Below are 20,244 nucleotides of genomic sequence, written 5' to 3'. Positions count from 1 at the left end.
TGAGGGCGGGCGTGACGAGCGCGGCGGGTGCCGGTCGTCAACCGTTCGGATACGCCTGCTTCACCAGCTTCTCGCGCAGGACCGCCCACTGGGAGGCCATGTCGTGCACCAGATACAGGTCCCGGCGCCGCGTCCACGGCTGGCCCGACTCGACGTCGTACGTCCCGGGCATCTCGAAGCCGCGCGGCGCGTACGCCGCCATGCCCCGGTCGCGCGTGGTCTGGACGCACCGCTTCACATGATCGCGGAAGCCGACCACGCCCGCGGTGCCGATCCCGCCGGGCAGCTTCGCGCGGAGCTCGGCCACCTGGGCGGCGACACCGTCGGTGCTGAGGTAGGTGATCGTGCCGTCGGGCGCGATCACCGGCTCGATCGAGGTCACGTTCCGCATGTGGTGCTTCGACTCCAGGAACCGGGCGATCTCCCACTGGGCGTACACGGGAACGTCCCGGTGGCGCCGGACCCGGGCCACGGCGTCGGCCAGCTCCTCGTTGACCGGGCCGGGCTCCGGCCGGACCTTCGAGGGGTCGCCGCCTCCGGCCGGGGGACGGTTGCCGAAGCCGTACGCGACGAGGAAGTCCAGCTTCCGCAGCGGGGCCGTCTCCGGGTGCCAGTCGAAGCCGACGTCGTGGAGGTGCGGGACCAGGGCGCGGGCGGCGGCCCGGTCGTCGAGCTCCGGGGCGAGCGCCGCGCGCATGTGGCGTGCGAGCCCGTCGCCCGAGCGGTCGGCGGCGGTGGCCGGAGCGCCGAGCACGGCCGGGGTGGCGAGGGCGGCGGTCACGGCGGCCGCGAAGTCACGTCGTTGCACGAAAGGGCCTCTCTGGCGCGAGTGGTACTCGGCGCATGATCGACGCCGCGGGGAAACGCCACCCGAACGCGACGGGATGGGCCGGTGCCGGAACGATGACGTGAGCCTGCCGGTGGCCGGTGGCCGGTGGCCGGTGGGAGGTGGTCGGGGCGCGATGCGCTGTCGTACGGTGCCGCGGGCCCACCACCTCGCCCTCGCCGTCCCCCACGCCGAAGCCCCTGCCCCCCGATCGGACGGCCTGGTGTGGGTCCAGGACCTGTCCTCCTGGTCCTGGACCCACCCGGTCATCCCACGACCCGGCCGGTCATTCCTCGCCCCGCACCGGCCCCGCGGGGTCCGGCATCAGCGCTTGGTGCCGAAGTTCTGTACCCACCACGGGCCGTTGGCCTTCAGGCTGACACCGGCGCCGAAGTCCTTGTACGCGCAGTTGAGGATGTTCTGGCGGTGTCCGGAACTCCGCATCCAGTCACGCATCGCGGTCTTGGGGCCCTTCGGGCCCTTGTGTATGTTCTCGCCCCAGGCCCCGGCCGGGTAGCCCGCCTTGCGCATCCGGTCCCCGGCGCTCGCGCCCTCCGGGCTGGTGTGCTCGTAGTAGTTGCGCGCCGCCATGTCCTTGGCGTGTGCCATCGCGGCGGCCTGCACCCGGCGGTCCAGGCGCAGCGGCCTGCACCCCGCCCGCGCCCGCTCCTTGTTGACGAGGACCAGAAGCTGCTTCGCGTACTTCGCGGACTTGCTCGGCGCCGGGCGCTTCGGCGGCGTCTTGGCGCGCGGTGCGGCGGCCTTCGCCCCGCCCTCGCGCTGCCCCTCCGCGCCGGAGGGATTGGCCAGCGCGAACGTCCCCACCGAGGCGACGGCGGCAGCCGCCACGACGCCGCCCGCCAGGATGCGCACCTTCCGCCCGCGCGTACCCCGGCCGTGACGACCTCGCTGCCCGGTCTCCTGGGAAGGCGTCCGGTCCTGCTGGTCGTCGTGATCCAGGCGCATGTCTGCTCCGCTCTGTGCTGATCGCCGGTCTGTCCGGCGTATAGGAGAGCGGCTGGGCACCCTGAGACAACACTTTTTCGCGGACGTCCTCTCGTTCGGTTCGGTGAATCGCTCGGGTTCGGCGAACCGGGCGCTGAACGAACGCCGCCCGGACGTACGAGAGTCCATGGAGCCGTACGCGAAAGTCCATCCCGCCCCGGCCCCGCCCGCGCCACCCTGACGGGCAGGGTCGATGCCGTGGCGCCCGTGCCGCGCCCCCAACGAGCAGTAGGCGACCCGCAGTTGGCGACACCCTCGACCGGCACGCGCGCGTAGTGTTCCCCCACGCCTACGCGCGCGTGCCTCCCAGGCGCGAGCGGCAGACACGGCTCACGCGGCGCTGAACAGGCCGACCCCGCTCCGGGACACCCGCCTTCACGCGCGCTCCCTTCCCGTGGTCGAGCGCGCCGCCCCCGTCAGCGGCGCCCCGCAGCCGGAGCCGCCGTGCTCTCCCGCACCACGAGGTGCGTGGGCACCAGCGTCGTGCCCTGCTCACCGGACCCCGTGCGGATCTGCCGCAGCGCGCTCTCCACGAGCAACTGGCCCACCTGGTCGAAGTCCTGGTGGATGGTGGTCAGGGGCGGGAAGAAGGAGGAGGCGTCGGGGATGTCGTCGAAGCCGATGACGCTGACGTCCCCGGGGATCGCGCGCCCCTTCTCGTGCAGCGCGCGCATCACGCCGAGGGCCATCTGGTCGTTGGCGGCGAACACGGCGGTGCAGTCAGGCTGTTCGGCCAGGAGGAGCCCGGCCCGGTAGCCCGATGCGGCGGTCCAGTCCCCGCGCAAGGTGGTCGGGGCCTCGCGGCCCGCCGCCTCAAGGGTCGCCCGCCAGGCGCCTTCCCGGCCCTGTGCGGCGAACGACTCGGCGGGTCCGGCCACATGCCACACCGTCCGATGGCCCAGGCCGAGCAGATGGTCCACCGCGGTCCGGGCGCCGCCCGCCTGGTCGGTGTCGACCACGCTGTAGCGGTCGCCGGCGTGAGAATCGGCCACGACGACCCGCACGTTGGGCGGCGGGACGAGGGACGACGCGTCCAGGAGGTGCACCTCCATGATGGCGATGATCGCGTCCACGGCGAGCTCGCCGAGGCGGGAGAAGGCACCGCGCACCTCGTCCTGCGTGGGGACGGCGACGGGCAGCAGCGTGACCGCGTACCCCTCCTGCGCCGCCGAGCGCGCGATCGCGTCGAGCGTGTGGACGTTTCCCGTGGTCGACAGCGTGAAGGTGACGACGCCGATGGTGCGGAACTCGCCGCGCCGCATGGCCCGCGCGGCGCTGTTGGGGCGGTAGCCCAGCTCCGTCATCGCCTCCAGGACCCGGGCGCGGGTCTCCTCGGTGACGCCGGGGAAGCCGTTCGAGACCCGGGAGACGGTCTGCCCGGAGACACCGGCGAGCCGGGCCACGTCCATCATGGAAGCGCCCTGCTTGCGGCGGGGCGCCCCGCCCTGACGGCCCGGCGTCCGACGCCCGCCCGTAGGTGTTCCGCTGGTTGTCACTTGCACCCTTCCCCGCACGCCACTCGAGTTCTCGCGCAGCCCCTTGACCCTCCGTTGCGGCGCAGTGTAGACATCTCCCACTCAATGTTTACGTAAACATAACACGACCAGCGGCCCTTTCCGGCCATCGATGTTTACGTAAACATCGCAAGGCGCGTCCCTGTCGGGCGCGAGGCGAGTACGAGGGGACAGCCATGGCAACACTGCAATCCGCCGCCGTCGGACGCGCGGGCCCACCACCCCCGCGACGGTCGCGGCGCTCCTGGGCGGGCTGGGGGTTCGTCGCCCCGTTCGCGCTGGTCTTCGCCCTGGTCTTCCTGGCCCCCATCGCCTACTCGATCTACCTCAGCCTCTTCCAGGACCGGCTGATCGGCGGCACCACCTTCGTGGGCCTGGACAACTACCAACGGGCCCTGGACGACCCCGAGTTCTGGGAGGGGCTCGGGCGGGTGACACTGTTCCTCGCCGTCCAGGTGCCGATCATGCTGGGGATCGCGCTGCTCGTGGCGCTGGCCCTGGACAGCGGCAGGCTGTACGGCAAGAGCTTCTTCCGGATATCGATCTTCCTGCCGTACGCCGTGCCCGCCGTTGTCGCCACCCTCATGTGGGGCTTCCTGTACGGCACCCGGTTCGGCCTGGTCGGCGACGTGAACGACGCCTTCGGCGCCGAGCTGCCGGACCCGCTGTCGCCGGACCTCGTGCTCGCGTCCATCGGCAACATCGTCACCTGGGAGTTCGTCGGCTACAACATGCTGATCTTCTACGCCGCGCTGCGCGTGATCCCGCACTCCCTGTACGAGGCCGCGGAGATCGACGGCGCCTCCCAGCTGCGCGTCATCACGGCCATCAAACTCCCCGCGATCCGGGGTGCGTTGGTCATCGCCACGATCTTCTCGATCATCGGCAGCTTCCAGCTCTTCAACGAGCCGAGCATCCTGCAGGACCTGGCGCCCAACGCCATCACCACCTCGTACACCCCCAACCTCTACACCTACTCACTGTCGTTCAACGGACAGCAGCAGAACTACTCCGCGACCGTCGCGATCATCATGGGCCTGATCACCATGGTCATCGCCTATGTCGTCCAGCTCCGCGGCATGCGCAAGGGAGCGTGACCCATGGCCACCCCCACCCGGACCGTCGCCAGGACCACTCGCGCCACCGGCCCGAGGCACGCACCGCCGCCCCGTCTGCGCACCCCCCGGCGGCAGCGGCACAGCCTCGCCCGCCCCCGCCGCAGCGTTCCTCTGACCCTGCTCACGGGCCTGGTCGTGCTCTACACCCTGGTGCCGCTGCTGTGGCTGGTCATCAGCGCCACCAAGTCCCAGGAGGGCCTGGCCGATTCGTTCGGCCTCTGGTTCGGCGGCGACTTCGCCCTCTGGGACAACATCAGCGCGACCTTCACGTACAACGACGGCGTCTTCACCCGCTGGCTCCTGAACACCCTGTTGTACGTCGTCCTCGGCGCCGGCGGCGCCACCGTTCTCGCAGTCCTCGGCGGCTACGCACTCGCCAAGTTCGACTTCCCCGGCAAGCGCGTCGTCTTCGCCGTGGTCATCGGGGCGGTCGCCGTGCCCGGCACCGCCCTCGCGGTCCCCACCTTCCTGATGTTCGGCGAGATGGGCCTGACCAACACCCCCTGGGCCGTCATCATCCCCTCCCTCATCTCGCCCTTCGGCCTCTACCTCATGTGGGTCTTCGCCACCGAGGCGATCCCCGCCGAGCTGATGGAGGCCGCCCGCGTGGACGGCGCCGGGGAGCTGCGCACCTTCTTCCAGGTGTGTCTGCCGCTGCTCGCGCCCGGCATGGTCACCGTCCTGCTGTTCACGATGGTGCAGACCTGGAACAACTACTTCCTGCCGCTGATCATGATCAAGGATCCCGACTGGTATCCCCTGACCCTGGGCCTCAACAGCTGGAACGCCCAGGCCTCGACGGCGGGCGGCCAGCCCGTCTTCCACCTGGTGATCACCGGGTCGCTCATCACCATCCTGCCGCTCATCGCGGCGTTCCTGCTGCTCCAGAAGTTCTGGCAGTCGGGCCTCTCCGCCGGAAGCGTCAAGGAGTAGCCCTCTCCACGCGCCCGATCCCGGCTCCGCTCACTCGGCACCCCACCCACTCCGGCCCTCGCGCACTCCGCCCCCGGGCCGCTCCCGCCCATCGATCCGCACGCCCAGCTAAGGGGAAGCACGCCCATGTCGTTGAACACCCGCCGTGCCCTGCGCGGTCTCGCCCTCGTCTGCGCACTGACCCTGGGAGCGGCCGCCTGCGGCTCCTCCGACGACGGCGACAGCCCTGAGAACGTCTCCGGAAAGGACATCGACGCGGCCCTGAAGAAGGGCGGAAAGATCACGGTGTGGGCCTGGGAACCCACCCTGAAGAAGGTCGCCGAGGACTTCGAGGAGAAGCACCCGGGCGTCGAGGTCGACCTCGTCAACGCGGGCACCAACGACAAGCAGTACACCGCCCTGCAGAACGCCATGTCCGCGGGCAAGGGCGTCCCCGACGTCGCGCAGATCGAGTACTACGCCCTCGGCCAGTTCGCCCTGAAGGAGTCGGTCACCGACCTGTCGGGATTCGGCGCGGACGAGCTCGCGAGCAGCTACTCGCGTGGCCCCTGGAGCGCCGTCAGTCAGGGCGGCGACAAGACGTACGCGCTGCCGATGGACTCCGGGCCGATGGCGCTGTTCTACAACAAGAAGCTCTTCGACAAGCACAAGATCGCCGTGCCCACCACCTGGGACGAGTACGTCGACGCCGCCCGTGCCCTGCACAAGGCCGACCCCAAGGTGTACATCACCAACGACACCGGCGACGCGGGCCTGACCACCAGCCTGCTGTGGCAGGCGGGTGCGCGGCCCTTCGACGTGAAGAACAAGACCGCCGTCGGCATCGACTTCAAGGACAAGGGCGCCGCCGCCTACACCGGCACCTGGCAGAAGCTGATCGACGACAAGCTCCTGGCGCCCATCACGTCCTGGAGCGACGAGTGGTACCAGGGCATGGCCAAGGGCACCATCGCGACCCTGGCCATCGGGGCCTGGATGCCCGCGAACCTCGCCTCCGGCGTGAAGTCCGGCGCGGGGGACTGGCGCGTGGCCCCGCTGCCGCAGTGGACGAAGGGCGGCAAGGCCAGCGCGGAGAACGGCGGCAGCTCCCTGGCCCTGCCCACGGCCAGCAGGAACAAGGAGCTCGCGTACGCCTTCATCGAGTACGCCAACCACGGCGCCGGGGTCCAGACCCGTATCAAGGACGGCGCCTTCCCCGCGACCAACACCGATCTGACGTCGGACAAGTTCCAGCAGACCAAGTTCCCCTACTTCGGCGGCCAGAAGGCCAACCAGGTCTTCGCCGAGTCGGCGGCGCGCGTCCCGGCCGACTGGAAGTACCTGCCGTTCCAGGTGTACTCCAACTCCGTCTTCAACGACACGGCGGGCAAGGCGTACGTGTCGGACACGTCGCTGGCCGACGGGCTGAAGTCGTGGCAGCGGAAGTCGGCGGAGTACGGGAAGCAGCAGGGGTTCACCGTCCACGAGTGATCCGGCCGCCCGACGCCCCCGCGCGTGCTCGACGCCCCCGCGCATGCCGCACGCCCCCACGCCTGGAAAGACGAGAGTGACGATGACCCGTCGCACCACCTTGCCCCGCCTGCTGCCCGGACCGGACGGCGGCCCCCGCGCCCGGCTCGCCTACGGCGCCGACTACAACCCCGAGCAGTGGCCCCGGGAGGTGTGGCAGGACGACGTCCGGCTGATGCGCCGGGCCGGAGTCAACATCATCTCCCTGGGGATCTTCTCCTGGGCGCGCATCCAACCCGAGGACGGCGTCTGGGACTTCGCCTGGCTCGACGAGCTGATGGACCTCCTGCACGGCCACGGCATCGCCGTCGACCTCGCCACCGCCACCGCGTCACCGCCGCCCTGGCTCACCACGGCGCACCCGGAGATCCTGCCGGTCACGGCCGCCGGCGCGACGGTCTGGCCCGGGGCGCGGCAGCACTGGCGGCCCACGTCGCCGGTGTTCCGTGAGTACGCGCTCCGCCTGGTCTCCGCCATGGCGAAGCAGTACGCGGGCCACCCCGCCCTGGCGGCCTGGCACGTCAACAACGAACTGGGCTGCCACAACATCTACGACTACTCCGACGACGCCGCCCGCGCCTTCCGGGCCTGGCTGCGCGATCGGTACGACAGCCTCGACCGGCTCAACCACGCCTGGGGCACGGCCTTCTGGTCGCAGCGCTACAGCGACTGGGACCAGATCCTGCCGCCCCGCCTCGCCGCCTCCCACCCCAACCCGACGCAGCAGCTCGACTTCAAGCGCTTCTCGTCGGACGCGCTGAAGGACTACCTGTGCGCCGAGCGGGACCTGCTGCGCCGCCTCACCCCGGAAACCCCGGTCACCAGCAACTTCATGGTGATGGGCGGCACCAAGGGCATGAACTACGCTGACTGGGCGGGCGAGGTCGACTTCGTCTCCAACGACCACTACGTCCACCCGGGCCCGCAGGACCGCGACGAGCTGTCGTTCTCCGCCAACCTCATCAGCGGTGTCGCCGGCGGCCACCCCTGGTACGTGATGGAGCACTCCACCAGCGCCGTCAACTGGCAGCCGGTCAACGTGGCCAAGCGCCCCGGCGACCTCGCCCGCGACTCGCTGCTGCACGTCGCCCACGGTGCCGACGGCATCTGCTTCTTCCAGTGGCGCCAGTCGGCCGCCGGAGCCGAGAAGTACCACTCGGCGATGGTCCCGCACGCGGGGGAGGACAGCGAGGTCTTCCGCGCCGTGACCGAACTCGGCCGCACCCTGCGCGACTTGGCGCCGATCGCCGGTTCCGGGCGCGAACCGGCCGCCGTCGCGATCCTCTTCGACTGGGAGTCGTGGTGGGCCAGCGAGCAGGACTCCCACCCCACGTCCCTCCTCGACTACCGTCAGGAGGCGCTCGACTGGTACTCCGCGCTGCTCACGCTCGGGATACGCGCCGACGTCGTCACGACGGACGCCGATCTCACCCCGTACCGGCTGCTCGTCGCGCCCGTCCTGCATGTGGTGCCCGGGGAGCTGGCCGCTCGGCTGACCCGGTACGCGGAGGGCGGCGGCCACCTGGTCACGACGTACTTCTCCGGGATCGTCGACGAGAACGACCACGTGTGGCTGGGGGGCTATCCGGGCGCGCTGCGGGATCTGCTGGGCATCCGGGTCGAGGAGTTCGGGCCGCTGCCGGACGGGGACGCCGTGTCCGTGGCCGGTGATCTCACGGGCACGCTGTGGGCCGACCGCGTCGACGTCGTCGACCCCGCCGTGGAGGTCCTCGCGCACTACGGCTCGGGTGCGCACGCCGGTCGCCCGGCGGTGACCCGCCGCCGCGCCGGGAGCGGGTCGGCCGCCTATGTCGGCACCCGCCTGGGCGCGGAAGGGCTGGCCGGGCTGCTGCCCCGGCTGCTCGACGCGGCCGAGGTCCGCAGCGAACTCCCCGCCGCCGCGCGCGGCCGGGTCGAGCTCACGGTCCGCCGGGCCGGGGACCACCGCTACCTGTTCCTGGTCAACCGCACCGATGAGGCGGTGACCCTGACCGGCCTGGCCGGGGACCTGCTCACCGGCGGCGACGGCGGCGCGCACACCGGCGACGGAGACACACCCACCGGTGCCGCGGACGCACTCACCGGCAGCCCTGACCACGCACGCCCCGGCACCTACGAAGACGTACCGCGGCGCCACCTCACCCTGCCCCCACGCGGAGTCGCGGTCCTGCGCGAGCCCGCCGCCTGACAGCACGGCGCACCACCCGAAGTGACAACTCCAGAAAGGGATCACGATGGCACACGGCACCCGCAAGCGGCCGCTGCCGACCGTCCTCGGCGTCACCGCCCTGGCCGCGGTCACCGCACTCGCCGCCGCCCCACCGTCACCCGCGGCGGAACGCGCCGCCGACTCCGTCACTGTCCAGCCCGACCCCGCGAGCGCGCGGCAGAAGTTCGAGGGCTGGGGCACCAGCCTGGCCTGGTTCGCCAACGCCACCGGGGGCTATCCCGACGAGATCCGCAACGAACTCGCCGAGCTGCTGTTCGGCGCAGGCGGGCTCAACCTCAACATCGCCCGCTACAACATCGGCGGCGGCAACGCCCCCGACGTCAAGGACTACCTCCGGGCCGGAGGCGCGGTCGAGGGCTGGTGGCAGGCTCCCCAAGGCACCACCCGCGAGGACACCGAATGGTGGGACCCCGCCGACCCCGCCCACTGGAAGGACGACGCGGACAAGCCCCAGCGCTGGTGGGTCGACCGGATCAAGTCGAAGATCGACCATTGGGAGACGTTCAGCAATTCGCCCCCGTGGTTCATGACGAAGAGCGGCTATGTCTCCGGGGGCTTCGACGCCAACGAGGACCAGCTCAAGACGGAGTCCATCGACGACTTCACCGCGTACCTCACGGGCGCGACCCGGCGCCTGGAGAAGGCACACGGCATCAAGGTGAAGACGCTCGACCCCTTCAACGAACCCAACACCGACTACTGGAGCACCGAGCTCGGCCCCGACGGGCAGCCCATCGGCGGCCGTCAGGAGGGCGCACACCTGGGTCCCGGCCTGCAGCAGCAGGTCATCCGCTCGCTGGCCCCGGCCCTGCGGAAGTCCAAGAGCCGCACGAAGATCTCGGCGATGGACGAGACCAACCCGGCCAAGTTCGCGGAGAACTGGAACTCCTACCCGGCCGAGGTGCGACGCCTGGTCGACCAGCTCAACGTCCACACGTACGGCACCGGGGGCCGCACCACGGTGCGCGACCTGGCCAAGGCGGCGGGCAAGCCGCTGTGGATGAGCGAGGTCGAGGGGGAGTGGGACCCGGACGGGCAGGACTTCGAGGACATGAAGTCGGGCCTCGGCCTGGCCCAGCACATCGTCGACGACCTGCGCGAACTGGAGCCCACGGCCTGGGTGTTCTGGCAGCCCGTCGAGGACTACAACAACATGAAGCCCGGCGGTGAGAGCGCCAAGGGCGGCAACTGGGGCAGCATCCAGCTCCCCTTCGACTGCACGGCCAAGGACACCCTGAAGACCTGCCCCATCAGGACCAACACCAAGTTCGACACGGCCCGCAACTTCACCCACCACATCCGTCCGGGCGACCGCCTGATCAGGGTGGACAACGACTCCAGCGCGGCGGCGGTCGACGCGGACGGCAACGGCGCCACGATCGTCCACGTGAACTCCACCGGCTCGGAGCGCACGGTGACGGTGGACCTGTCGAAGTTCGCCTCCGTCAGCCCGAACGCGACCGTGACGCCGGTCGTGACCAGCGCCGACGGCGCACTTGAACGCCGCGATCCCGTCCGGGTCACCGACAGCCGCGCCACGGTCACCGTCCCGGCCGAGTCGGTCACCAGCTTCGTCGTGGACGGGGTGTCCGGCACCGCGTAGCGGGCCGTTGCGGTCCGTCGGCCGAGGACGGGCGGCCGACGGACCGTCACCCTCAGCTGTCAGTCGAAGACTTCGAGGGAGTACAGGGAGTATCCGTAGCCGGTTCCGCGCGTGATGCCCTGCACGCGTACGTGGCGGGCGGTGGTGGCCGGGAAGGTCAAGGTGTCCTCTCCCGCCTCCGTGCGGCCCCGGCGCTCGGCCACTGTTCGCCACGTGGTGCCGTCGGGGGACACCTGGATGTCGTAGTCCTTTCCGTAGGCGGCTTCCCAGTTCAGCCGGACGGACTTGACGCGGTGGTCACCGCCGAGGTCCACGCTCAGCCACTGGTCGTCGGTGTAGCGGCTGGCCCAGCGGGTGGTGGCGCTGCCGTCGACCGCGTGGGACGCGGGGAAGGCCGCGGTCTCGGTGGACGAGGTGGCGGTGGGGCGTCGGTGGGCCAGGTCGCCGGGGGTGCGGTCGGGGCTGAGGTGGGCGGTGCCGGGGCCTCTGCCGACGGTGGCCGCCCGGTTGAGGAAGGCGGTGTAGTCGGTGCCTGCCGCGCCCCCGGACCACATCTTCTGCGCGAGCGCGTCGAAGCTCTTGTCGATCAGACCGTGGACCTGGAGTTCGGTGTAGTCGGCGCGCACCAGGTCGTTCCACACGGCGGGCATGGCGCCGAGGAGGCTCGGGTCATGGGGGGTGAGGTTCTGGTCGCCGCCGAAGACGTGCGGCTCCCAGTTGGCGAAGATGTCCCGGCCGTCGAGGCCTTGGCCGTGGTAGTAGTTCGCGAAGGGGACGACGTAGAGCAGGCCGTCGTTGGAGTTGATGACCTTGTAGCCGTCGGCGATGGCGGCCTTGGGCGCGTACCAGCCGTTGTTCCAGCTGTTGATGGTCATGTTCTTGTCGTAGCCCGCGCCGCCGCCCGACATCTGCGAGAAGCTGCCCCAGGCATGGACGTTCTTGCCGAGCGAGCGCACATACGGCGCCAGGGTGTTGACGTACTTCTTGTAATCCCCGGCCCGGTCCTTCGGGTACTCGTCGATGCCGATGTGGACAGCGGGTCCCCGGAACCACGGCGTGAATTCGGCGAACACGCTCTTCATGAAGATGGTGGTCTCCGGCTTGCTCAGATCCAGATGGTCGGAGTTCCCGTTGTTGAGGCCCAGTTCCGGCTTGAACTTGATGAAGGCCCGGGAGTGTGCCGGTGAGTCGAACTCCGGGACGATGTCGACGCTGTTCGCGGCGGCCGTGTCCTCGAATGCGTCCCAGTCCTGCCGGGTGTATCCCTGCTCCGCTCCGAGCCCCGCGAATTTCGGATTGGTGCTCTTGAGACGGAACGCGGACAAGGCCTTGGACCAGTCGCCGTTCGGCGGGGTGATCTCGTTGTCGTTGAGATGCAGTTGGAGGGTGTTGAGTTTCAGCCAGCCCATCCAGTGCAGGTACGACTTGATGAACTCGGGTGTGAAGTAGCGTCGGCCCACATCCAGCATGAAGCCGCGCACCGCGTAGTTCGGGTAGTCGACGATGGTGCCCACGGGCAGGCTCGCGCGGTCGGGCGAGCCGAGGACGGACTGCAGGAGCGTGCGGGTGCCGTAGTAGAGCCCCTTGTTACCGCCGCCCACGACGCCGACGGAACCATCGGTGATCTTCAGGCGGTACGCCTCGGGGCGCAGCGCCGGTTTGGCCGCACCGAAGTCGGCATCGGCGTCGACCTGTAGTGCGATGTCACCGGCGGCCGGATCTCCCGTTCCGGCACGCAAGCGGAGAGAGGTCAGCTCGGTGAATTCCGCGACCACTTGAGAGGCCAGTTTCCGCACACTCGCGGGGGCGCCTCGGGGCACCATGATGCGGCTTGACGAGGTGAGCGTGAGGCGGCCGCTCCCGCCGTCCCATTTCTGCACGGCAGGGACCACTCCCGGCGGTGCGCTATTCGGGGCGGCCGAAGCGTGGGGGGCGCCGCGCAGACCGAGGAGGGAAGCGAGGAGGGTGCTCAGGGCGATGACGGCCATGACGGGATGTCTTGATTTCAAGTCGACTCCTGAAAGTGGCATGGCAGGGCCCACGTTCGTGAATTGCGGGTGGGCCGGCGTCGCCAACTGTGAGGGGTGAAAGGAGACGTACGACAAGGGGTACTTCACGCTGAGTCGCCCCTACCATCCTCGGGTGCGCTGAAGAGGTCAAGAGGTGTAGACCAGTTACCTCTAGGTATCATTTGGTCTGCGCCAATGCATTCCTCGTGCGGCCGCCGGATATGCACGGTTCGCGCCCGTGGGTGGAAAGCGAAGGGGGCAATTGGCGGGACCGCGCGGGAATGTGACGCGGAAGCAGGTGCCGGGGAGTCGGGAGGTCGCCGTGCGGCGGACCCTCCCCCTCGCATGCCCGCACGCCGGTGAGTTAGGTTAGCCTTGCCTGAGTTTGATCAAGGGGAGGGGAATCCATGCCGACGTGGAACGCGGGGGCGGCGCGGGAAGGCTCGTCGACGACGGGACGACCGTCGGGCGGTGCCGCATGAGTCTGATCGACCACCGGCACCGGCACCTGGAGCGGATCGCCGAGGTCCGGACGGGCGAGCACGCCGAGAAGGTCGGCTACCCGATCCGCGTCCGGGAAACCGAAGTCGTCCGCACCGCCATGGTCGGCGCGGGCCTGCTGCGGGTGACGCTGGGCGGGCCGGGCACCGCGGGGTTCGAAGCCCACTCGCCCGACGAACACGTGAAATTGCTCTTCCCGGAGCCCGACGGCACCCTGCGGCTGCCCGAGCCGAACGGCACGATGCTGCGCTGGCCGCGGCCGGCGCCCACCTCACGCGAGTACACCGTGCGCCGCTACGACCCCGGCACGGGCGAGATCGACATCGACATCGCCCCGCACGACGGCGGCCTCGCCTCGGACTGGGCCCACGCGGTCGAACCGGGCGCCGTCATCCACGTCGCCGGACCGCCCGGGGGCCTGATCGTCCCGCACACCTACGACCGCTACCTGCTCGCCGGTGACATCACGGCGCTGCCCGCCATCGCCCGCTGGCTGGAGGAGCTGCCCAGGAGCGCGAAGGGCTGGGCGTTCGTCGACGTCGCCGACGCCACGCAGGAGATCGAGCTGTCCGCGCCCGAGGGTGTCGAAGTGCGCTGGCTGCACCGCGGCGACCGCCCGCCGGGCACCGGCGACGCCCTGGCGCAGGCCGTGACCTCGGTGACCGTGCCCGAGGGCGAGCGGCTGTACGTGTGGGTCGCGGGCGAGGCGGGACAGATCAAGCCGCTGCGCCGCTGGGTCCGCGACGACCTGCGGCTCGACAAGACCGACCACGACATCACCGGCTACTGGAAGCGCGGCGTCGCCGACTTCGACGACGAGCACGAGCCGGGCCACGAGCACGGGCACACCCACAGCCACTGACCATTCGGCCGGACGGGGGCGGGGACGGGGGTGGGGGCAAGGCCGCTGCCCGGCCGTCCCGCCGCAAGGGTCGCTGACCGCTGGCCGTCGTCCCGCCCGAAAGGGCGCCCTCCCGCATGAGCCGCCCTCAAGAGCAAGGAGCAACGCATGTCCCTCCGCAGATCCTCGGCCCTCGTCGGCGCCCTGGCGCTGGCCCTGGTCGTGACCGGGTGCGGCTCGTCCAAGGACGGGTCGGACGCCGCCGGCAAGGGCAAGACCCGGGTGTTCGCCGCGGACAACGGCAAGATCACCATCCCGGCCGACCCGAAGCGCGTGGTGGCGACGGGCTATGCCGTGCCCGCCATGATCGAGGCCGACGCGTCGCTGGTCGGCATCTCGTCGTGGAAGCGCGGGGAGCCCTTGATGAGCAAGAAGGACCTCGCCACGTACAAGAAACTCCCCAAGGTGGCGGGGGAGTTGGCGAAGGAGACCAACTACGAGGCCATCGCCGAGGCCGAACCCGACCTGATCGTCATCGGTGTGCCCGCCCCGGTGCTCGGCGACATCGACGTGCAGCGCCTGGAGTCCATCGCCCCGGTCGTGGCGATCGGCCCGACCGTGCCGTCCGCGTGGCGCAAGCTGACCCGCAAGCAGTCCGACGCCGCGGGCTCGCTGAAGAAGTTCGACGCCGTGCAGAAGCGGTACGAGGCCAAGGCCGCGAAGCTCGCCAAGAAGTACGAGGGCGTGCTGCCCGAGCTCAAGCTGGGGCACGTCGGGGCGTACGGGGAGGTCGCCAAGGGCACCTTCCAGCGCGAGTTCGGCAACTCGTGGGGCACGAACATCGCCGAGGACCTGGGCGCGAAGTACTACGGCAAGGTCAAGAAGCCCGGCCCCGGTTCGCACGCGGTCAGCGAGTACCCGTCCATCGAGGAACTGCCCGCCTCGCTGCGTGCGGCCGACGCCATCACGTACTCGGTGCAGGCCGACGGCAGCGTCCCCAAGGCGGTCAAGTACGTCATGGACTCGAAGCTGTGGAAGAACCTGCCCGCGGTCAAGGCAGGGAAGACCTACCCGCTGCGCTACACCGAGGCCGCGACCTACGGGCAGGCCATGAAGACCCTGGACGCGATCGACAAGTCGTTCGCTCCGCTCCTGAAGCGGTGACCGGCGCGGGCCGCGCGTCAAAGGCGCCGGCACCGGGGGGCCGCGTCCGCGAGGTGACGTCATCGGGGCGGGCCACCCCACGTGTCGCCCTGCTCGTCGGCGGTCTCGTGCTCCTGGTGGCCGTCGCCGTGGTCAGCATCGGCATCGGCGCCCGCTCGGTGCCGCCCGCCGAGGTCGTCCGCGCGCTCTTCGACTTCCAGGGCACCGACGACCACGTGATCGTGCGCGACGTACGGGCGCCGCGCGCGCTGCTCGCCGTGGCGGTGGGCGCCGCCCTCGCCCTGGCGGGCGCGCTCATCCAGACGCTGGCCCGCAACCCGCTGGCCGAGCCCGGCATCCTCGGGGTCACCGCGGGCGCCGGGTTCGCCATCACCCTCGGCTCGGCGCTCGGTCTGACCGGCGGTCAGGTGGGCGAACTGGGCTTCTCCATCGTCGGCTCCGTGCTCGCGGCGCTGCTCGTCGCCGCGGTCGGGCGCCGCTCCCCGCTGCGCCTGGTGCTCACCGGCGTGGCCTTGACCGCGGTCCTCAGCGGCGTCGCGATGGGCCTGCGGCTGATGCTTCCGGACGTCTTCGACTCGTACCGCTTCTGGTCCGTCGGATCCCTCGCGGCCCGCGAACAGGCGCCCCTGGCCCTGCCGTTGGCCGCGATCGGGGTGTGCCTGATCGGCGCGCTGCTGCTGAGCCGGGCCCTCAACGTCCTGGCACTCGGCGAGAGCGTCGCCAACACGCTGGGGGCGAGCGTGGGGCGCGTGCGGATCGCCGCGCTCGCCCTGATCACCGTGCTCAGCGGCGCGGCGACGGCGGTGGCCGGGCCGATCCTGTTCGTCGGCCTGATCGTCCCGCACCTGGTGCGCAGGCCCGCCGGGGGCTCGGTGCCGTGGCTGATCCTCTACACGATGGTCGTCGGCCCGATCCTGCTGCTCGTCGCCGACATCGGCTCCCGGGTGCTGCTGCCCACCGGCGAGGTGCCGGTCGCCGTCGTGACCGCGTTCCTCGGCGGCCCCATGCTGATCTGGGCCGTCCGCCGCCACGGGGCGGGGGCGCTGTGACCACACGTCAGGCCCTCGCTGCTCCCGCGCGACGACGGACCGTCCTCAGCGCGCTCGGACTGCGGCCCGAACGCCGCACGGTGATCCTCGTCGCCGTCCTCACCGCCCTGATCCTCGGCCTCGGCCTGCTCGGACTCTGCTACGGCGCGTCCTGGAAGAGCCCCGGCGAGGTGTTCGCCGCGCTGAACGGGTCGGAACCGTCCATCGTGATCCAGGACTGGCGGCTGCCCCGCGTCCTCGCCGCCCTGGTCTTCGGCGCCGCCCTCGGCGTCTCCGGCGCCCTCTTCCAGAACCTCACCCGCAACCCCATGGGCAGCCCGGACGTCATCGGCCTCGACGCGGGCGCCTACACCGGCGCCCTGGTCGCCCTGACCGTCCTGTCGGGCACGTCCGCGCAACTGGCCGTCGGCTCGGTGCTCGGCGGGCTCGCCGTCGCGGCCCTGATCTACGTCCTCGCGTACGACCGGGGGTTCTCCGGGCTGCGCCTGGTGGTGATCGGCGTCGCCGTCAACGCGATGGTGACCGCGCTCAATTCGTGGATCGTGCTGCGCGCCGAGCTGGAGGTGGCGATCGCCGCGGTCGGCTGGAGCGCGGGCTCGCTCAACGGCGTCGGCTGGGGCGACCTCGGCATCCCCTTCACCGTCATCGGCGTACTCCTCGCCCTGATGGCCGCTCGCGCGCACGCCATGCACCAGGCGGCACTCGGCGACGCCATCGCCGTGACCACCGGTGTCGGCCTCGACCGGCTGCGGCTCCTCATGGTCCTCGTCGGCGTCGGCTGTACGGCCACGGTCACCGCGGTCGCCGGACCGATCGCGTTCATCGCCCTCGCCGCTCCGCAGATCGGCCGCAGGCTCGCGGGCGCGGCCGGGGTGCCGCTGCTTCCCGCCGCCCTGACCGGGGCGGTACTGCTCCAAGGCGCCGACCTGATCGCCCAGATGCTCCTCGCCCCCGTCGCCCTGCCGGTCGGAGTGGTGAGCACCGCGATCGGCGGCTGCTACCTGATCTGGCTGCTCACCAAGGAGGTGGCGCGCGCGTGACCGCACGCCTGACCGCGCGGGACCTCACCCTGCGCTACGGAGACCGGGTGGTGTCCACCCACCTGAGCCTCGACGTCCCCGACGGCGCCTTCACCGCCGTCGTCGGCCCCAACGCCTGCGGCAAGTCCACCCTGCTGCGCGCCCTCGTCCGGCTGTTGCGCCCCGACACGGGGGAGGTGCGCCTCGACGGCCGCCAGGTCGGCGGCTACGCGACCAAGGCACTGGCCAAGCAACTCGGCTTCCTGCCGCAGGATCCGCTCGCCCCCGACGACATCAAGGTCCGCCAACTCGTCGGACGCGGCCGCTTCCCGCACCAGTCGCTGCTGGCGCTGTGGTCGCGGCAGGACGAGGACGCCGTCGCCGAGGCGATGGCCGCCGCCGGGGTCGAGGACCTGGCCGACCGGCCGGTGCGGGAGCTGTCCGGCGGCCAGCGCCAGCGCGTCTGGATGGCCATGGTCCTCGCCCAGGAGACGCCCTGCCTGCTCCTGGACGAGCCGACGTCCTTCCTGGACATCACGCACCAGTACCAACTCCTCGGCCTCCTCGCCGAGCTGCGCGACGCGGGCCGCACGGTGATCGCCGTCCTGCACGACATCAACCAGGCCTGCCGGTTCGCCGACCACCTGATCGCGATGAAGGACGGCCGCGTGGTCGCGGAGGGCGCCCCCGGCACCATCGTCGACGCCGCCCTGATCAAGGACGTCTTCGACCTGTCGAGCGTGATCATCCCCGACCCGGTGACGGGTACGCCGATGGTGGTGCCCACGCTCGAAGGGGAGTGACGCGCAACTCGTGGTGTTCTGCGCCCGGACGCACGAACGCCGTGGTCGGCTCCCGCGCGCGGGGTCAGGAGTTCTGGGTGTGGTGGTCCAGCAGGCGGGTGAGCAACTGCATGAACTGGTCGCGTTCGGCGGGGCTCAGTGGTGCGAGCAGTTCGTCGTGGAGCACGTCCAGGACCTTGTCGAGGCGGCGCAGGCGGCGGCGGCCCTGGGCGGAGATCGTGATGATGTTGCGGCGCTGGTCGGCGGGGTCCGGCGCCCGCTCGACGAGGTGACGCTCGGCCAGTTCGTTGAGCACGCCGACCATGTCGCTGCGGTAGATGCCGGTGCGCTTGCTCAGCGTCGCTTGGCTGGCCGGTCCGAAGTCCTGCAGTGAGGCGAGCACGGCGTAGTGCCACTTGCGGGCGTCGGCCTGGGCGAGACCTTCGTTGATCAGCCGGTCCGACCGCGTGGTGAGCTGCGACAACTGTCGGCTCGCCCGCCGACGCAGCCGGTCGGGAATCCTGCGGGCGCCGTCGTCGGGCCTGTCCGCGGCATGGGCGGCTTCGGCTCTGGTCATGGCACCCGTCCTCTCCATTGCGTTAGTTCCACTAACGATATACGTTCACCCGTGCCGCCACCGTTAGTGCGACTAACGATGGCGGGCGAACTCCGGAAAGGAAGATCCGCGATTCCCGCCAAGACACTGCAGATTCCCACCCCTGACGGCCGGGCTGACGCCTTCGCCGCCTTCCCCGACGACGGTGCGCGGCACCCGGGGGTGCTGATGTACTCCGATGCGTTCGGCCTGCGGCCGGTGCTGACGGAGATGGCCCGCGAACTGGCCGGGCACGGGTACTACGTGCTCGTCCCCCACCTCTACTACCGGCACGGCCCGGCCCCGGTGATCGAACTCCCCGACCACATCGGGGAAGAAGCCCGGCCCGAGGTCATCGCCCGGCTGCTGCCCTTGCTGGAGGCGCACACCGCCGAACGGGCCCAGCGCGACGCCGACGCCTACCTCACGTTCCTCACTACACAGCCCGAGGTCAGCGCCGGACCGGTCGCCGTGACCGGCTACTGCATCGGCACCCTCTTCGCCCTGCGCGCCGCGGCGGCCCACCCCGACCAGGTCGCCGCCGTCGCCGGATTCCACCCCGGCTTCGTGGTCACCGACACGCCCGACAGCCCGCACCGCCTGATCCCCGAGCTGGCCGCCGAGGTCCACCTGGGCCTCGCCGAGGACTTGCCGCCGGAGGCGATCGGCGCGTTGGGCGAGGCCCTGGACGCGGCGGGTGTCGGCCATGCCGCCGAGGTCTACCCCGGCACCGAGCACGGCTTCACCATGGCCGACACCGACGCCTTCAGCCCCTCCGGGCTGCGGCGCCATTGGGACTGCCTGCTTCCCCTCCTCGGCCGCGCCCTGGCCAGGAGCTGAGGCGGCCCTGGCGCGGTCATGGGGTGGCGCGCGGGAGAACGAGTGATCCGTCGTAGGCCGGTCGGCCGCGGAGGTGGCCGAAGGCCTCGTCCCAGGCGCCCGAGCCCAGGGCGTGGCGCAGGGAGATGCCGAAGTCCTGGCGGGCCCGGTCGTCGAGGAAGCTCCAGGCCGAGCAGGCCTGGCGGGCGGCGGGGTCGAGGAGGAGTTCGGGGCGGCCGTAGTACGCCTCGTTGAAGCCGTCGGTGCAGTCCAGCGGGATGGGGACGGGCTGGACGGTGGTGGTGCCGCCGAGGGCGGCGGTGAGTCGGCGCGGCGGCGGGTGGCGGCGGGCCTCGGTCTCCAGGACGTCGGGGGCGTACTCGTACAGCCAGAAGTCGCGGACGCGCGCGGGGTCGCAGGTCAGGACCGCGACCGGGCCGCGGGTGACGCGTCGCATCTCGCGCAGCCCGGCTTCGACGTCGGCGCGGAGCCGCTGTCAGGCGTTCGGGGAGCGGGCGTAACGCCAGCAGGCGGGTCGGCGCAGGCGCCGGACCGCTTCGATGACAGCCATGAGCGCTTCGGGCGGTCCTTGAGGCGGTCCCTTGGGGGCGGTTCCTTCGAGGCGGTCCCTAAATCGTTCGCGCCCGCGTCGGCCGAGTGGGACGATCCGCGAGGCGTACGGAAAGCGCGGCGTCGGGGGAGTGGGGTGCGCCGCGCGCCCGGTGCC

At 71.0% G+C, this 20,244-nt stretch carries 17 protein-coding genes; 11 read left to right on the top strand and 6 right to left on the bottom strand.

Annotated elements, in window-relative coordinates:
* Nucleotides 1–37 precede the first annotated feature (37 nt).
* The 3 genes from IE274_RS28335 to IE274_RS28325 all read right to left on the bottom strand — a co-directional run bounded on the left by IE274_RS28335 (nucleotide 38) and on the right by IE274_RS28325 (nucleotide 3,243).
* On the bottom strand, nucleotides 38–808 hold the full coding sequence (locus tag IE274_RS28335) for a hypothetical protein (RefSeq protein ID WP_190118746.1): 771 nt from the start codon (nucleotides 806–808) through the stop codon (nucleotides 38–40).
* Nucleotides 809–1,150: 342 nt separating this feature from the next.
* Nucleotides 1,151–1,792: a CAP domain-containing protein gene (locus IE274_RS28330; RefSeq protein WP_190118745.1), complete on the bottom strand. Its 642-nt coding sequence runs from the start codon at nucleotides 1,790–1,792 to the stop codon at nucleotides 1,151–1,153.
* A gap of 455 nt (nucleotides 1,793–2,247) precedes the next feature.
* The gene (locus tag IE274_RS28325) at nucleotides 2,248–3,243 is read right to left on the bottom strand and encodes a LacI family DNA-binding transcriptional regulator (protein WP_190118744.1); all 996 of its coding nucleotides are present in this window, start codon (nucleotides 3,241–3,243) and stop codon (nucleotides 2,248–2,250) included.
* A gap of 278 nt (nucleotides 3,244–3,521) precedes the next feature.
* Here IE274_RS28325 and IE274_RS28320 point away from each other — a divergent pair, with 278 nt between their 5' ends.
* From IE274_RS28320 to IE274_RS28300, 5 genes are all read left to right on the top strand, one after another.
* Complete coding sequence (locus IE274_RS28320) at nucleotides 3,522–4,442, top strand: carbohydrate ABC transporter permease (RefSeq protein WP_190118743.1); 921 nt, start codon at nucleotides 3,522–3,524, stop codon at nucleotides 4,440–4,442.
* 3 nt (nucleotides 4,443–4,445) lie between these two features.
* Nucleotides 4,446–5,396 carry a carbohydrate ABC transporter permease gene (locus tag IE274_RS28315; protein ID WP_190118742.1) on the top strand — a complete coding sequence of 317 codons (951 nt, stop codon included), beginning with the start codon at nucleotides 4,446–4,448 and terminating at the stop codon, nucleotides 5,394–5,396.
* A 126-nt stretch (nucleotides 5,397–5,522) separates the two neighbouring features.
* Complete coding sequence (locus tag IE274_RS28310) at nucleotides 5,523–6,866, top strand: ABC transporter substrate-binding protein (RefSeq protein WP_190118741.1); 1,344 nt, start codon at nucleotides 5,523–5,525, stop codon at nucleotides 6,864–6,866.
* A gap of 82 nt (nucleotides 6,867–6,948) precedes the next feature.
* The gene (locus IE274_RS28305) at nucleotides 6,949–9,093 is read left to right on the top strand and encodes a beta-galactosidase (protein WP_190118740.1); all 2,145 of its coding nucleotides are present in this window, start codon (nucleotides 6,949–6,951) and stop codon (nucleotides 9,091–9,093) included.
* 46 nt (nucleotides 9,094–9,139) lie between these two features.
* Entirely contained in the window at nucleotides 9,140–10,738 is a 1,599-nt protein-coding gene (locus IE274_RS28300; RefSeq protein ID WP_190118739.1) for a glycoside hydrolase family 30 protein, read from the top strand.
* A 59-nt stretch (nucleotides 10,739–10,797) separates the two neighbouring features.
* Here the strand turns inward: IE274_RS28300 and IE274_RS28295 are convergent, their stop codons facing one another.
* A complete protein-coding gene (locus tag IE274_RS28295; protein WP_190118738.1) occupies nucleotides 10,798–12,747 on the bottom strand; it encodes a glycoside hydrolase family 20 protein in 1,950 nt (649 codons plus the stop codon).
* A gap of 478 nt (nucleotides 12,748–13,225) precedes the next feature.
* Between IE274_RS28295 and IE274_RS28290 the strand changes: the two genes are divergently transcribed.
* The 5 genes from IE274_RS28290 to IE274_RS28270 all read left to right on the top strand — a co-directional run bounded on the left by IE274_RS28290 (nucleotide 13,226) and on the right by IE274_RS28270 (nucleotide 18,124).
* On the top strand, nucleotides 13,226–14,110 hold the full coding sequence (locus tag IE274_RS28290; RefSeq protein ID WP_190118737.1) for a siderophore-interacting protein: 885 nt from the start codon (nucleotides 13,226–13,228) through the stop codon (nucleotides 14,108–14,110).
* A 147-nt stretch (nucleotides 14,111–14,257) separates the two neighbouring features.
* The gene (locus IE274_RS28285; RefSeq protein ID WP_190118736.1) at nucleotides 14,258–15,253 is read left to right on the top strand and encodes an ABC transporter substrate-binding protein; all 996 of its coding nucleotides are present in this window, start codon (nucleotides 14,258–14,260) and stop codon (nucleotides 15,251–15,253) included.
* A complete protein-coding gene (locus IE274_RS28280) occupies nucleotides 15,250–16,302 on the top strand; it encodes a FecCD family ABC transporter permease (protein ID WP_372447119.1) in 1,053 nt (350 codons plus the stop codon). Before IE274_RS28285 ends, IE274_RS28280 begins: the two co-directional genes overlap by 4 nt.
* Nucleotides 16,303–16,361: 59 nt before the next feature.
* A complete protein-coding gene (locus tag IE274_RS28275; protein WP_190118905.1) occupies nucleotides 16,362–17,342 on the top strand; it encodes a FecCD family ABC transporter permease in 981 nt (326 codons plus the stop codon).
* Nucleotides 17,339–18,124, top strand: a complete 786-nt coding sequence (locus IE274_RS28270) for an ABC transporter ATP-binding protein (RefSeq protein ID WP_190118734.1) — start codon at nucleotides 17,339–17,341, stop codon at nucleotides 18,122–18,124. The genes IE274_RS28275 and IE274_RS28270 overlap by 4 nt, the downstream gene beginning before the upstream one ends.
* A gap of 64 nt (nucleotides 18,125–18,188) precedes the next feature.
* Here the strand turns inward: IE274_RS28270 and IE274_RS28265 are convergent, their stop codons facing one another.
* On the bottom strand, nucleotides 18,189–18,680 hold the full coding sequence (locus IE274_RS28265) for a MarR family winged helix-turn-helix transcriptional regulator (RefSeq protein WP_190118733.1): 492 nt from the start codon (nucleotides 18,678–18,680) through the stop codon (nucleotides 18,189–18,191).
* A 111-nt stretch (nucleotides 18,681–18,791) separates the two neighbouring features.
* Between IE274_RS28265 and IE274_RS28260 the strand changes: the two genes are divergently transcribed.
* Nucleotides 18,792–19,538 carry a dienelactone hydrolase family protein gene (locus IE274_RS28260; protein WP_190118904.1) on the top strand — a complete coding sequence of 249 codons (747 nt, stop codon included), beginning with the start codon at nucleotides 18,792–18,794 and terminating at the stop codon, nucleotides 19,536–19,538.
* A 16-nt stretch (nucleotides 19,539–19,554) separates the two neighbouring features.
* Here IE274_RS28260 and IE274_RS28255 read toward each other — a convergent pair whose 3' ends face one another.
* Nucleotides 19,555–19,974: a hypothetical protein gene (locus IE274_RS28255; protein ID WP_229909858.1), complete on the bottom strand. Its 420-nt coding sequence runs from the start codon at nucleotides 19,972–19,974 to the stop codon at nucleotides 19,555–19,557.
* Nucleotides 19,975–20,244: the final 270 nt, after the last annotated feature.

Source organism: Streptomyces flavofungini (genome assembly GCF_014650815.1).
In the GTDB taxonomy this organism is placed as follows: Bacteria; Actinomycetota; Actinomycetes; order Streptomycetales; family Streptomycetaceae; genus Streptomyces; species Streptomyces flavofungini.
Note: the sequence above shows the minus strand (reverse complement) of the source record. Positions and strands in the feature narration are given on the sequence as shown.

Bases quoted from the DNA above. Each gene is read 5' to 3' on its own strand.
- IE274_RS28315 (WP_190118742.1), top strand. From the start codon at position 4,446: ATGGCCACCCCCACCCGGACCGTCGCCAGGACCACTCGCGCCACCGGC.
- IE274_RS28290 (WP_190118737.1), top strand. From the start codon at position 13,226: ATGAGTCTGATCGACCACCGGCACCGGCACCTGGAGCGGATCGCCGAG.
- IE274_RS28325 (WP_190118744.1), bottom strand. From the start codon at position 3,243: ATGATGGACGTGGCCCGGCTCGCCGGTGTCTCCGGGCAGACCGTCTCC.
- IE274_RS28265 (WP_190118733.1), bottom strand. From the start codon at position 18,680: ATGACCAGAGCCGAAGCCGCCCATGCCGCGGACAGGCCCGACGACGGC.
- IE274_RS28300 (WP_190118739.1), top strand. From the start codon at position 9,140: ATGGCACACGGCACCCGCAAGCGGCCGCTGCCGACCGTCCTCGGCGTC.
- IE274_RS28320 (WP_190118743.1), top strand. From the start codon at position 3,522: ATGGCAACACTGCAATCCGCCGCCGTCGGACGCGCGGGCCCACCACCC.
- IE274_RS28330 (WP_190118745.1), bottom strand. From the start codon at position 1,792: ATGCGCCTGGATCACGACGACCAGCAGGACCGGACGCCTTCCCAGGAG.
- IE274_RS28310 (WP_190118741.1), top strand. From the start codon at position 5,523: ATGTCGTTGAACACCCGCCGTGCCCTGCGCGGTCTCGCCCTCGTCTGC.
- IE274_RS28285 (WP_190118736.1), top strand. From the start codon at position 14,258: ATGTCCCTCCGCAGATCCTCGGCCCTCGTCGGCGCCCTGGCGCTGGCC.
- IE274_RS28305 (WP_190118740.1), top strand. From the start codon at position 6,949: ATGACCCGTCGCACCACCTTGCCCCGCCTGCTGCCCGGACCGGACGGC.
- IE274_RS28255 (WP_229909858.1), bottom strand. From the start codon at position 19,974: ATGCGACGCGTCACCCGCGGCCCGGTCGCGGTCCTGACCTGCGACCCC.